General features: G+C 53.6%; 9 protein-coding genes. 4 read left to right on the top strand and 5 right to left on the bottom strand.

Annotated elements, in window-relative coordinates; genetic code table 11:
- Window positions 1–178 precede the first annotated feature (178 nt).
- Genes BARVI_RS03080 through BARVI_RS03070 form a run of 3 tightly spaced genes read left to right on the top strand, consistent with a single transcriptional unit; the run spans window position 179 to window position 5,829 of the window.
- On the top strand, window positions 179–1,291 hold the full coding sequence (locus BARVI_RS03080; RefSeq protein ID WP_025277820.1) for an efflux RND transporter periplasmic adaptor subunit: 1,113 nt from the start codon (window positions 179–181) through the stop codon (window positions 1,289–1,291).
- Window positions 1,292–1,297: 6 nt separating this feature from the next.
- Complete coding sequence (locus tag BARVI_RS03075) at window positions 1,298–4,444, top strand: efflux RND transporter permease subunit (protein WP_025277819.1); 3,147 nt, start codon at window positions 1,298–1,300, stop codon at window positions 4,442–4,444.
- Window positions 4,445–4,470: 26 nt separating this feature from the next.
- The gene (locus tag BARVI_RS03070; protein ID WP_025277818.1) at window positions 4,471–5,829 is read left to right on the top strand and encodes a TolC family protein; all 1,359 of its coding nucleotides are present in this window, start codon (window positions 4,471–4,473) and stop codon (window positions 5,827–5,829) included.
- A 361-nt stretch (window positions 5,830–6,190) separates the two neighbouring features.
- Here the strand turns inward: BARVI_RS03070 and BARVI_RS03065 are convergent, their stop codons facing one another.
- Both BARVI_RS03065 and BARVI_RS03060 read right to left on the bottom strand, forming a co-directional pair.
- Window positions 6,191–6,676, bottom strand: a complete 486-nt coding sequence (locus tag BARVI_RS03065) for a GtrA family protein (protein ID WP_232213999.1) — start codon at window positions 6,674–6,676, stop codon at window positions 6,191–6,193.
- Between the two features lie 9 nt (window positions 6,677–6,685).
- Entirely contained in the window at window positions 6,686–7,375 is a 690-nt protein-coding gene (locus BARVI_RS03060) for a CDP-alcohol phosphatidyltransferase family protein (protein WP_025277816.1), read from the bottom strand.
- A gap of 335 nt (window positions 7,376–7,710) precedes the next feature.
- On the opposite strand from BARVI_RS03060, the gene BARVI_RS03055 reads away from it, so the two are divergent.
- The gene (locus BARVI_RS03055) at window positions 7,711–8,712 is read left to right on the top strand and encodes a malate dehydrogenase (RefSeq protein WP_025277815.1); all 1,002 of its coding nucleotides are present in this window, start codon (window positions 7,711–7,713) and stop codon (window positions 8,710–8,712) included.
- Between the two features lie 94 nt (window positions 8,713–8,806).
- Here the strand turns inward: BARVI_RS03055 and BARVI_RS03050 are convergent, their stop codons facing one another.
- The 3 genes from BARVI_RS03050 to BARVI_RS03040 form a co-directional block, all read right to left on the bottom strand.
- A complete protein-coding gene (locus BARVI_RS03050; RefSeq protein ID WP_025277814.1) occupies window positions 8,807–10,213 on the bottom strand; it encodes an arylsulfatase in 1,407 nt (468 codons plus the stop codon).
- Window positions 10,214–10,232: 19 nt separating this feature from the next.
- Window positions 10,233–11,810: a GEVED domain-containing protein gene (locus BARVI_RS03045; protein WP_025277813.1), complete on the bottom strand. Its 1,578-nt coding sequence runs from the start codon at window positions 11,808–11,810 to the stop codon at window positions 10,233–10,235.
- A gap of 84 nt (window positions 11,811–11,894) precedes the next feature.
- Window positions 11,895–13,610 (bottom strand): GEVED domain-containing protein, encoded by a 1,716-nt coding sequence (locus tag BARVI_RS03040; RefSeq protein ID WP_157232507.1) that lies wholly within the window; start codon window positions 13,608–13,610, stop codon window positions 11,895–11,897.
- Between the last annotated feature and the right edge of the window lie 36 nt (window positions 13,611–13,646).

The following is a 13,646-nucleotide window of genomic DNA, read 5'->3' as shown; positions in this document are numbered from 1 at the left end:
TTTTTGTCGACCGGTCAATCGTTCGGGTTTGCCGTTCGGCATCACTTTTTTGCCGTTTATCAATAAAGATTGGCATAATTAGACAAGATTTTATAAATTTGAGAACAGGTTTTTACGATAGGTAAGCGTACCTTTATTATTCGCATTATTTTAGTATTTATCACATAAAACAGAAACAATGAGACATTTTATCATTCTGGCGATAGCAGTATTGCCTTTGCTCGTGGCTTGTAAGGAGCAGAAACCGAGCGCGGGCGAGAAGTACAAAGTGGTTACTGTGGAGCCTAAGGATCAAACGTTAACATCGCATTATACGGCTACGCTTCGGGGCCGTCAGTTTGTAGAGGTGCGGCCGCAGGTAAGCGGAATCATTACCGAAATTCGCATCGACGAGGGCGATGTCGTGCACAAGGGACAGACGCTTTTCGTCATCGACCAGGTGCCCTACAAGGCTGCGCTTGAAACGGCGGTTGCCAATGTGCGTAGCGCCGAGGCCAAGCTGGCTACGGCTCAGCTCTCGGCCGACAGCAAGGAGGCACTTTTCCAGGAGCGTGTCGTGTCGGAGTTTGACCGGCAGATGGCCCGGAACGACCTGGCCGAGGCCAAGGCTGCTTTGGCTCAGGCCAAGGCTCAGGAAATCAATGCCCGCAACGACCTCTCGTATACCGAGGTAAAGAGTCCCGTCGACGGGGTGGCCAGCATGATACCCTACCGGGTGGGTGCTCTGGTGAACAGTTCGATTACCGAACCGCTGGTTACCGTCTCGGACGATGCCGAGGTCTATGCCTATTTCTCCATGTCGGAGAACCAGATACTCGACCTGCTCCAGCAATACGGCTCATTGCAGAAGGCCAAGGAGCTGATGCCCGAGGTGGAGCTCCTGTTGAGCAACGGCAAGCCTTATAACCGGCGGGGTAAGATTGATGCCATCAGCGGTACGGTCGACGAGGGTACGGGGGCCATCAGCCTGCGGGCAGCCTTTGCCAACCCCGACGGCTTGTTGCGCAACGGCGGCAGCGCCTCGGTTGTGGTGCCCACGGTCTACAAGAACAGTCTGGTGATACCGCAGTCGGCCACCTACGAGTTGCAAAACAAGGTATTCGTGTGGAAGGTGGTCGATGGCAAAACCCAGTCGGCCCCGATTACCGTATATAAATACAACGACGGGCAGAACTACATCGTGCTTTCGGGTCTGACTGCCGGCGATGTGATTATTGCCGAGGGGGCCGGCTTGCTGCACGAAGGTATTGCCGTCGATATAGAACAGTCGTCAACCCCGTCAAACGAATAGTGACCTATGAAGATAAGAACATTTATCGACCGTCCCATCTTCGCCGGAGTTATCTCGGTGTTGATTCTTATTCTGGGAATTATCGGGTTGACCCAGCTGCCCATCGAGCAGTTCCCCGAGATTGCGCCGCCTACGGTGAGCGTGTCGGCCTCCTATACCGGAGCCAATGCCGAGACGGTGCAGAAGAGTGTGGTCGTGCCTCTCGAAGAGGCGCTCAACGGGGTGGAGAACATGACCTACATGACCTCTACCGCCTCCAACAACGGTTCGGCCCGCATCACCGTCTACTTCCGCCAGGGGACCGACCCCGATATGGCCACCGTGAATGTGCAGAACCGGCTGGCTTCGGCGCAGGGCCTCTTACCGGCAGAGGTGACCCGCAGCGGTGTGAATGTGCGCAAGCGTCAGACGAGTAACATCAAGCAGCTGGCCGTGTACAGCCCCGACGACTCGTTCGACCGGGCTTTCCTGGCCAACTACATGAAAATCAATATCGAGCCGCGTCTTTCGCGTATTGCCGGTGTGGGTGAGGTGAATGTGTTTGGCTATGAGTATGCCATGCGCATCTGGCTCGATCCCAGTAAGATGAAGAAATATGGCCTTGTGCCTTCCGACATTACCGGTGTGCTCGACGAGCAGAACATCGAGGCGGCCACGGGTACCCTGGGTGCCGAGGCTGAGAATACCTTCCAGTATGTGCTCAAATATCGGGGACGGTATGAAAACGAGGTGGACTATGAAAACATGGTCATCAAGTCGTTGCCCGGCGGTGAGGTGCTGCGTCTGAAAGATGTGGCGACCGTCGAATTGGGTACCCGTTCCTACGACTACATCGGCGAGGTGAACGGTCACCCGGGCTGTATCATCATGATTTCGCAAACTTCGGGCTCGAATGCCAACGAAATCATTACGGAGATTGACCGCTCGCTGGCTGAGATTTCCAAGACGCTGCCCAAGGGTATCAAGATCGTCGATCTGATGAGTACCAAAGACTTCCTCGACGCCTCCATCAAGACCGTTATTAAGACCTTGCTCGAAGCCATCTTGCTGGTGGTGCTGGTGGTTTATGTCTTCTTGCAGAGCTTTCGCTCCACCTTTATACCGGCGGTCTCCATCGTCGTGTCGCTGGTGGGAACCTTTGCTTTCCTCTATCTGGTGGGATTCAGTCTCAACATGCTCACCCTGTTTGCCCTTGTGCTGGTTATCGGTACGGTGGTCGATGATGCGATAGTGGTGGTCGAGGCGGTGCAGGCCAAGTTTGACGAAGGGTACAAGTCGGCCTACCTGGCTACGATCGATGCCATGGACGGCATCACCTCGGCCTTGGTGTCCACCACCTTTGTCTTCATGGCCGTGTTCATTCCCGTGAGCTTTATCGGGGGGACCACCGGTACGTTCTACACCCAGTTCGGTCTCACCATGGCGGCGGCTGTAGCCATCTCGCTGCTCAATGCCCTGACGCTCAGTCCTGCCTTGTGTGCCCTCATCATGACGCCGCACCAGACGGGAACCGACGGCAAGAAGCTGAGTTTCTCGTCGCGCTTCCACATGGCATTCGACAGTGCTTTCCACCGCTTGGTGATGAAATACAAGGTGGGCGTCTTCTTCATGCTCAAACGCAAGTGGCTGGCCGGTGTGCTGCTGGTGATTGCCTGTGTGGGCTTCTTCGTCCTGCTGAAAACGACCAAGACCGGTCTGGTGCCCAACGAAGATATGGGTACCGTCTTTGTCGACGTGCGCACCTCGCCGGGCAACAGTGTGTATGAGACTCGCAAGGTTATCGAGCAGGTAGACAGCTGCCTGAACACAATACCGCAAATCGAAGTCCTTTCGAGTATCACGGGTAACTCGATGTTGAGCGGTCAGGGGGCCTGCAACGGTATGTTTACCATTCGGTTGAAGGATTGGAGCGAACGTCCCAACAAGGAGGATGCCGTCGATGCCATCATCGAGGAGATACAGCGCCGCACGGCCTTCATTTCGAGTGCCGACATCATGGCCTTCACCCGGCCCATGATTCCGGGTTACGGGGCCAGCAGCGGTTTCGAGGTCTATGTGCAGGACCAGAAGGGTGGCACGATTGAAGACCTTTTGAAATACACGCGCAACTTCCTCACCGAGTTGAACAAGCGACCCGAAATCGGTCGGGCCACCACCTCGTTCGATACCAAGTTCCCGCAGTACCTCGTCGAGGTCGATGCGGCCCGATGCAAGCGCAACGGCGTGTCGCCCAGCGATGTGCTCAGTACCCTGTCGGGGTATATCGGCGGTAACTACGCCTCGAACATGAACCGCTTCTCGAAGCTCTATCGGGTTATGGTGCAGGCTCCGGCACAGTTCCGGCTTGATACCGAGGCGCTCAACAACATCTTTGTACGCAACGATGCGGGCGAGATGAGCCCCATTACCCAATACCTCACGCTTACCCGCATCTACGGCTCCGAGGTGTTGACCCGCTTCAACCTCTTCTCGGCCATTCAGGTGAACGGGGCTCCGGCTACCGGATACAGCTCGGGACAGGCCATTCAGGCGGTGAAGGAGGTGGCTGCGCAGACCCTGCCTACGGGCTACGGCTTTGAGTTTGGCGGTATGTCGCGTGAGGAGTCCAACACGGGTAACACCACGACACTGGTGTTTGTCATCTGCGTAGTCTTCATCTATCTCATTCTGTGTGCCTTGTACGAGAGCCTCTTTGTCCCGTTGGCCGTGATTCTGTCGGTACCCTTCGGCCTGGCCGGCAGTTTCCTCTTTGCCAAGATGTTCGGGCTCGAAAACAACATCTATTTGCAGACGGGTCTCATCATGCTCATCGGCTTGCTGGCGAAGACGGCCATTCTGTTGACCGAGTACGCTTCGGAGCGCCGCCGCCACGGCATGACCATCTCGCAGGCAGCCATCTCGGCCGCTCAGGTGCGGTTGCGGCCTATCCTCATGACCTCGCTCACCATGATATTCGGTATGCTACCCATGATGTTTGCCACGGGGGTAGGGGCCAATGGTAATATCTCGATCGGTGTGGGTACTGTGGGCGGTATGCTCATCGGTACGATAGCCCTGCTCTTTATCGTGCCCGTGCTCTTCATTGTCTTCCAGACGCTGCAAGAGCGACTGATGCCTGCTCGCAAGTTGCCGCAAATAGACGAAAAGAAATGATACGACTTCAAGAACTCACTGACGATATGAAAAAGATATATATAGGATTGCTTTTGTTGACCGGCCTGACCGGTTGCCAATACCGCACGTATGAACGTCCCGAGATGCCTCAGACCGACAGCCTCTATCAGCGTCTGGCGGTGAGCGGCGACACCGCTTCGATTGCCGACCTGTCGTGGCAGGAGCTCTTCACCGACCCGCTGTTGCAGCAACTGATCGAGACCGGGATTGCCCATAATACCGACCTGAGTATCGCCCGCTTGCGAGTGAAAGAGGCTGAGGCTTTGCTCACTGCCTCGAAACTGGCCTACTTGCCTTCGGTATCGCTTACCCCGCAGGGAACCATTCGCAAGGTCGAGGGAGAGAGTGCCACCAAGAGTTATAATCTGGCGGCTTCGGCCGATTGGGAGATTGACATCTTCGGTCGCATCACCAATGCCAAACGCGAGGCCAAAGCGGTGCTGGAACAGAGCGAGGCCTACCGGCAGGCGGTGCAGACCCAGCTGGTGGCCACCATCGCCAACAGTTATTACTCGCTGTTGATGCTCGACAAGCAGTATGAGATAAGTCGCTCGACGGCCGAGCTGTGGGCCGAGAATCTGCGGGTGATGAAGGCCTTGAAAGAAGCCGGGCAGACTACCGAGATGGCCGTGGCTCAAATCGAGGCCAGCAAACTGGCGGTCGATGCCTCGTTGCTCTCGTTGCAGCAACAGATTACCGAGATGGAAAACTCCATCTCGTCGCTGCTGGGCGATGTGCCCCGGCAGATCGAACGCTCCACGCTCGATGCCCAGTCGTTCCCCGACACCCTCTTGGTAGGAGTGCCCTTGCAACTGTTGCAACGGCGTCCCGATGTGCGGCAGAGCGAGGCTGCCCTGGCTGCCGCCTTTTATGTGACCAATCAGGCCTATGCCGCCTTCTATCCGTCGATTACCCTCAGCGGGTCGGCCGGGTGGACCAATGCGGCCGGAGCCCTCATTACCAATCCCGGCGAGTGGCTGCTCTCGGCCGTGGGGTCGCTGGTACAGCCGCTCTTCAACCGGGGGCAGAATGTGGCTAACCTGAAAGTGGCCAAGGCCCAACAGGAGGAGGCTTTGCTCACCTTCCGGCAGTCGTTGCTCGATGCCGGTACCGAGGTGAACAGTGCCCTGTTGCAGTGGCAGACGGCCCGCCAGCGGTTGAAACTCGACGAGCAGCAGATTGCTTCGCTTGAATCGGCCGTGCGCAGTTCCGAACTGTTGATGCTGCACAGTTCGCAAAACTACCTCGAAGTGCTCACCGCCCGACAGACTCTGCTCGATGCCGAACTCTCGGCCGTAGCCGATCGCTTCGACGAGATACAGGGGGTTATCAATCTCTATCATGCGTTGGGAGGAGGGTATTGATACACCGTTGCGATAGATATTTGAACCGAGCGAGGCCAGCTGTAAACTGGCCTCGCTTCTTTTATGATACACGTTATTGCCGGGAGTGAAAGTCTGTGAGAACACCTTGTGTTGGTGTGGTGTTGCTACGAGTGTGTGGGGAATGGATAGAGTCTGCCGGCGGAACTTGTTGGAGAGTGAATGCAAGTCTACTCCCGACAGTCAGAAAAGTAGGTAACACGCCTAAACAGAGAAGGAAAGAGTAAAGGAGCCGTTAATAAGTGAAATAAGTAGAGTAGTGTAGTGTAGAGTAGTGTAGTGTAGAGCAGTGTAGTGTAGTGTAGTGTAGTGTAGTGTAGTGGCCCCCTCTCTATATGAAGAATCAGGCACCCATCGAGTCGCACTCTTCGTTATTGCCTCCGCCCACGCTGCCCACTTTCACCTGTTTGCGCGATTTGAATACCAGCATATCGGCTACCAGGTAGTTGAATATGCCCGAGATGAGCAGGGCGGCCAGGTTACAATAGACCACATTCCACTCGAAAATCTTTTGGAAGATGAGCAGGAAGACCATCTTGATGAGGAAGCCGGCTCCCGACGAGAGGTTGAAGACCAGAAAACGGAGGAAGAAGTCGCGTGTGGAACGGTGCCCCACCCGGCTTTTCCAGATCCAGAAATAGGAGCACATGAAGTTGCTCAATACGGCAAATTCGAAACTGATGGTCGGCGAGAGTATGTATTTGCCGAAGTAGCTGCTGAATATGAAATGGTCACATATCCATAGCACAAACGTGTCGACCCCTGTACCAAACAGGCGACTGACTACGAATTGCAGATAAATACGCAGTTTCAGTATTCCAGCTTTCACAACTGTCTTTTATTTTTGGAAGGGTTTCAACGGGTCTTGCTGAGCCAGCAGGCGACGGTCGGTAACAAATTGTACCAGCCAGGCGATGAAGAGGAAGCAGGCGATGAAGAGACCGGCGATGTCGAACAGCCCCAGTGTCTGGCCGCCGATAGTCCATTTGAGGTCTTCGAGCGACGTGTAGATGAACACGGTGTTGATGAGGATAATGACCAGTCTCAATTCGGTGGGTCCCAGCTTGCCGTAGGTAAGCAGGAATTTCCCTTTGACGATGGTCGAGATATAGGTATAAATCGAGAGTACCAGATAACCGGCCAGTACCAGCATGGCTACATCGAGGCGGAACATCGGCGACAATCCGGCTCCGATACACATGATGCAGATGGTGATGGCATCGAGGGAGTGGTCGATGAAGAAGCCGTAGACGGGTCTTTGTGTGTTACGCACACGCGCCAGTGTTCCGTCGAGGCTGTCGCCATACCAGTTGACAAACAAGCCAAACGATGAGAGCCACAGATAATTCTTGTCAATGTGTGCCAATATGAATCCCAAGGCGCATATTACGGCGCCGATCAAACCGGTGTAGGTGAGAAAGTCCGACGTAACCCAGGAGGGCTGACGTTGAGCTAACCAAACCAATGCCTTTTTCTCGGCTGCATTGAGCAGAGAGGTCTGTATTCTTTCTGATGTTTCTTTCCCCATATCCTAAATTTTGTACAAAAGTACAGATTATTTGGAAAATCGAATAAAAAAAAGCCATGAATTTACAGGGGTGTGTAAAAGATTTGAAATTTCTGTTTCAAGGTGGCAGAGCCCTTATGACGGGGAAAGTATCCTCTTTTTTGTCGGCTTTTGCGGCGTGGAGTGACAGGGGGTTGCTCTAATCGTTTTTGTATGAATTGATTATGGAATCGAGCCGTTTGTGGGATAACAAAAGGTTATCGGGAGTAACAAAGAATGATAATCAAAATCGTATTTTACTTGTTATATTTGTAATGCAATTCAAGACGAAATACGTTACTTAAAATAGAAAGATTATGGAATTTTTGACAAACGAGAAACTGACAATCGTCGGCGCTGCCGGTATGATTGGTTCAAACATGGCTCAAACGGCCTTGATGATGCATCTGACACCCAATATCTGCTTGTACGATCCTTATGCTCCCGCTCTCGAAGGGGTGGCCGAGGAGTTGCGCCACTGTGCTTTCAAGGGGGTGAATCTCACCTACACGAGCGATGTGAAAGAGGCGCTCACCGGTGCGGCTTATGTCGTATCGTCGGGTGGTGCCGCACGCAAGGCCGGCATGACTCGTGAGGATTTGCTCAAAGGCAATGCCGAGATCGCTGCCGAGTTTGGTAAAAATCTGCGGGCCTATTGTCCCGATGTGAAACACGTGGTGGTTATCTTCAACCCGGCCGACATTACCGGTCTCATCGTGCTGCTCTACTCGGGCTTGAAACCTTCGCAGGTATCGACGCTCGCCGCTCTCGACAGCACCCGTCTGCAAAGCGAGCTGGCCAAGTATTTCCACACGGTGGCCGATGAGATTGAAAATTGCCGTACCTATGGCGGTCACGGCGAGCAGATGGCCGTATTTGCTTCGACGACCAAGGTGAAGGGTACGCCGCTGACCGACCTGATTGGTACCGACAAGTTGCCTGCCGAGGATTGGGAGACAATTCGTCATCATGTGGTTCAAGGAGGCAAGCACATCATCGACCTGCGCGGACGTTCGTCGTTCCAGAGTCCGGCCTACCTCTCGATCGAGATGATTGCCGCCGCCATGGGTGGAAATCCCTTCACCTGGCCTGCCGGTGTATATCTGTCGGAGGGCAAGTTCAACCACATTCTCATGGCCATGGAGACGATTATCGACCGTGCCGGCGTTCACTACAACCCCGTTTACGGTACGCCCGAAGAGGAGAAGGAGTTGGAGAACAGCTACAAGCACCTGTGCGAACTGCGCGACGAGGTGATTGCCATGGGTATTATTCCGCCTGTTGCCGAGTGGCACAAGCTCAACAGCCATATCGATTGAGCGGTCGACAATAGCCGACAGGCTCTCGGATAGAATAAAAAAGCGGTCCCGAAATTTCGGGGCCGCTTTTTGTGTATGGTGGGAATCGAGTGTCTTAATAACGACCGAAGTTGAAGATGGTCGAGGGGGTGTGTTCCCGGTCCATAATCTCTTTCAGCTGCTCTACCTTGTCGGGGTAGGTACTGGCCACGTTGTTATCCTCGTGCGGGTCTTCGGCAATGTTGTAAAGCTCGTGTGTGGGGTTGCCGTTCTTGATGTTCTGGCGAATCAGTTTCCAGTCGCCGGCTCTGACAGCCTGACGTCCGTTCTCTTCGTGGAACTCCCAGTAGAGGAACTCGTGTTGCTGTTGCTCACCTTTACCCGTGAGGGTGGGGAGTATCGACAATCCGTCCATGGCCTCGTCGCGCCAGTTGGTATCCTCGCCCAGCAGCTCTACGAAGGTAGGCATCATGTCCCAGCCGGCAGCCATCAGGTCGGTAATCGAACCCGGGGCGATGGTCCCGGGCCAGTAGGCAATGTAGGGTACCCGCATACCGCCCTCGTACAAGGCACGTTTCAAACCTCTGAGTCGGGCTTCGGTGTTGAAGAAGGTGGGGTCGGCACCACCCTCGTTGTGAGGGCCGTTGTCGCTGGTGAAGATAAAGAGGGTCTTCTCGGCGATACCCAGTTCTTCGAGTTTGTCGATGATTTGTCCCACATAGGTGTCGAGGCGGGTAATCATGGCGGCGAACTGTGTGCGCGGGTCGATAGCCGTTCCGTAGTCGCCGTCGCTATGCCAGGGTTTGGGTTCCTGGAACTTGCCTTTGTACATCTCTACGATGCTGTCTTGCGGTTGGCACAGCTCGGCGTGAGGAATGGTATAGGTAAAGTAGCCGAAAAAGGCTTTATCCTTGTTGTCTTCGATAAACTGCATGGCATGCTCGTGAATGGCATCTTGCGAGTAGCGCCCGTTTTGGTCCTCCTTGGTCTTGTTGTTCCACAAGTATGCGGGATAGTAGGAGTGGGCTTTGCGCTGGCAGTTGTAGCCGTAGAACACGTCGAATCCCATGTCGTTGGCTTCACCGCCCGAACCGGGGTAACCCATGCCCCATTTGCCGAAACAACCGGTCACATAGCCGTTTTGTTGGAACAGGTGTCCCAGGGTCTCCACGTTTGGGTCGAGGGGTTCCTGACCTTCGGGTTGAATCTCCTTGTTGCCCCTGATCTTGGTGTGGCCGGTGTGTTGGCCGGTCATCAGCGAGGCTCTCGACGGAGCACTCACAGCCGTGCTGGCATAGAATTGGGTGAAGGTCATACCTTGGCTGACAAGCCGGTTCAGATTGGGTGTCGAGATCATCTGCTGGCCATAGGCCTCGATGTCACTGTATCCCATGTCGTCGCAAAGCAGGTAGATGACGTTGGGGCGTTCGATAGTGGCTACGGCATCTCTCTCTTGGGCAAAGCACAGTCCCGAGGTGAGGAGCAGACCGCCGGCCGGATATATAAATTTGCAAGTATTCATGTGTTGGGTATATTAGTATTTAGAGTTTGCTGTCGATAAGTTTGAGAGTCGTGTGGTTGCCGGTTGCCGATTCGATGGCTATGAGGATAAACCGTTCGGCATATCTCAAATCGCCTTCAAACGTCGTTTCGGTGGTGAGAAAATCACCCAGCAACTGTCCCGTGAGGCTGAATACTCTCACGCGGTTGCGGCCGTCCAGACCCGTGAGGGTGAGATGTCCGTCGTAGAGCCGACCCTTGGGGGCTACTTGTTGAGCCTCGTCGATAGCGGTAGGCGTTTTAATGGGGACCTTGTAGAAATACCAGCCCGAACCAGTACCGATACCGGCATTGTACAATACGACACCCCATGTGCCTTCCTGGGCATTCAGCAGGTACGAGTCATCGCCTTCGTATTTAATCGAGTAGCTGCCGTTGGCATTTCCGCTCGGGGCGATGACAAACTGATTGCCGTTGGCCGAGAGTGTGAAATATTCCTTTTCGAGTATTTTCTGACCCGAAATGCTCATTCCTGTACCTTTGTGCACAATATATACCCGGTCGTTTCCTGCATCTTCGAGACGCCACAGGAATTTGTCGCTTTGGTCGGCCGGTTTCTCCACACGCAAGGCTTTGGTGTAGGTGGAGTTTATATTGGTGTCATAGGCAATGTAACGCTCTTTGCGGGCTTCGTTGGTGTGAGCATTCATGATTTGATACCAGATGGGCTCTTCGGCCGTACTTACCTGGGGGGTAGCCAATTCGGGTACTGCGGCTTGGAACAGGGCAACGAGGCTTGTACTCTTTGATACGGTGAATGTATATACCAGATCCTTGCTCACGATTTCGCCGCCTTCTTGCCAGCCTTTGAATTCGATTTCGGTTTCAGAGTCTTCATTGATAAGGGCTTTGACGGTAACCTGGCTCCCTTTTTCATAGCGACCGGCGTCATTGGGCTGGGTCTCGATAAGGGCGGTACCCCAGTCGTTGTTGTTGGAGGTGACGCTGATGAAGCAGTCGGTGCGTTCTGTGGCTTCCATGACGTAGACTACGAAATCGTAGATACGGCCCGAAATCGAGGCATCGGCCGTTGCCGGTGTTGACGATTCGATGCGCACACGTACGCGGGTCTTGCCTATGGTTGCCGTTTCGGGAATCGTAATGGGTTGCACGAAACTGCGGGTTGAGGCGTTGATTTGTGCTTTTTGAGTCACTTCTTCATATACCCCGTTACGATCCCAGTCGGTATAGGCCGTGATGGTGTAGCTCGACGGGTCGACGGTCAGTGTGGCGTTCAAGTCAAAACTCTCGCCGGCAATAAGCAGGGAGGTCTCTTTGGAAACAATGGTAAAATAGCTGCTGGGAGCGCTTGTCTTGTTGTATCCCAGTGGGTAGATGATGGCGTCGCCCGATGTGGTGGCCATCGAGATGTATCCGCCCGAGGCCGATCCTGCGGGCATTTGGTAGATGGGGCTCGTTTCGCTGAAACGTCCCAACCGAACCATAGTCTCGAACGGGTCTGATGTGATGTAGCTTTCGGGGTTGGTCCCGGATGCCGCCATCGGGAGGGCCGAGGCTACGAACGGTATGAGAAATAAGGATTTTAAAAAACGATTCATAGGGGATTTTTTTTTGTGATAGGGGTGGATAAAAAACGAAACGGGAGGGGAGGTGATTCCTCCCCTCCCGCCTATTTCGCTGGTTTATCTGATGAATTTAATCATCTTTCCGTCGATATTGGCTACATATACGCCTTTGGCAAGAGCCGAAACCGATACCTCATCGGCATTTTCGGCCTGCATAACAACTTGTCCGGCCAGGTTGTAAACGACAGCTTTACCCATGTGAGGAGCTACGAGAACCTGTGCTTGTGCATCGTAGTAGATGGCGCTCTCGGTAACGGCTTCGATACCCGATGCCTGGGCGATTTGAATCTCAAAGTCATAGGCTACGCCGTTTCTCAACTCGCCGAAGAAGTCGGTGAAGACCTTCGAAGGCCAATCTTCGGTGAAGGGGTCGGGGGCCATGTAAACGACACGCATGCGGTAGGTACCGGCAGCCGTCCCTTCGGGAATGGTGATGCTTCTTTGCCAGCCGTTTTCGATGCTACCGTTGGGGTCGTCGAAGTTGTTGGTCTCGCTGTTTATGCCCATCGATTCATAGATTTCGCCTTCACCGGCAAACTCCATGTCGTTGTTCCAGTCGATATAAACGGCCTGACGGGTCCATACCAACTCGGGGTTACAAGTAATTGTTTCGTTGTTTCTGTTGAAGGTAATCGTGTTGTTGTATTGTTTGAACTTCATGCTGAACGACTCTACACCTGTCGTAAGTTTGATGGGGGTCGAGGTTTTGTCAATTACGGCACCTTCTTCCTGTACTTTGTTCAACTCCATATATTGGGTGAAGGGGAGTTCGGCTTCGCTGGTGTACGAGAACAATTCGTGAGTTTCATCACCTACGGTGTAGGACGCAGCACCCAGGTAACGGTTCTGTTGGGTCAGGTTTACGACATAGAAGCGGGTCATGATGGGGTAGTCTTTTTCTACGAACTCAGCTACGAAGGCTTTATCTTCGGTTCCATTGTAGGTGAAGGTAGGACGATAGCTCAATACGTTTTCGGTGCCTTGTTCAACCCAGCGGTGGAACATGTACCCCTCTGCGGCGGTGGCCGTTACGGTTACGGCTTTCGATTGGGCAATTTCCACGCTGTTGCCGGTTTGGCCTTCAATGGCTACCGTACCAAACGCGTTGTCGTTGGCTGCAACCGAAATGGTTTTAACGGCAGGTGTGTACTCGGTCTCGTAGAAGAACCAGCCCGAAGCCTGGTGTACACCGGCTGCATAGACTGTCACGCCAAAATTGAGCTCACCACCATCCATGGCATTTAGGAACGCACGCTCTCCCGAATAGTCCACGAATTGCAGTACGTATTGACCTTCGGCACAGTCGGTGCTGATTCCCGTAGAAGTACTGGTTTTCAAGTCCCAAATAGAACCGGTCTCGTTCATTTCGAGCGGGGTATTTCTATTGGGATTATCTCCATCTTCGGCAACTGCGGTAGCCGGTACAAATACACGCTTTCCATTGAAGTTTACCAGATATACGTGGCTCTCGTTGCCGTCGTTGGCCGATTCCAGTCGCCACAAGTGGCCTTCGGTAAGCGAACTTGCGGGAATACCCTTTGAGTATTGTTCGGTACACAAACGGTTGTTTGCTTCGTCCCATTTCAAGAAACGGTTTTGGCGGGTCGACGCTGTGAGGTGCGATGACATCATCGTGTACCATACAGGATTCTCGGACGTACTGATTTTCGGGTCGGTGGAATAGCCTGCAACAGGTGTCACTGCGGCCGAGGCCGAATTGGACACGAATAGACTTGTTACGCAAAGTAACGAAAGGAATAAATTTTTCTTCATGATAAATAAGTGTTTTTATGGGTAATTGGTTATCAT

The sequence above is a fragment of the Barnesiella viscericola DSM 18177 genome (genome assembly GCF_000512915.1).
GTDB lineage: Bacteria > Bacteroidota > Bacteroidia > Bacteroidales > Barnesiellaceae > Barnesiella > Barnesiella viscericola.
The sequence above is the reverse complement of the archived record's forward strand: the minus strand, read 5'-3'. Positions and strand labels throughout refer to the sequence as shown.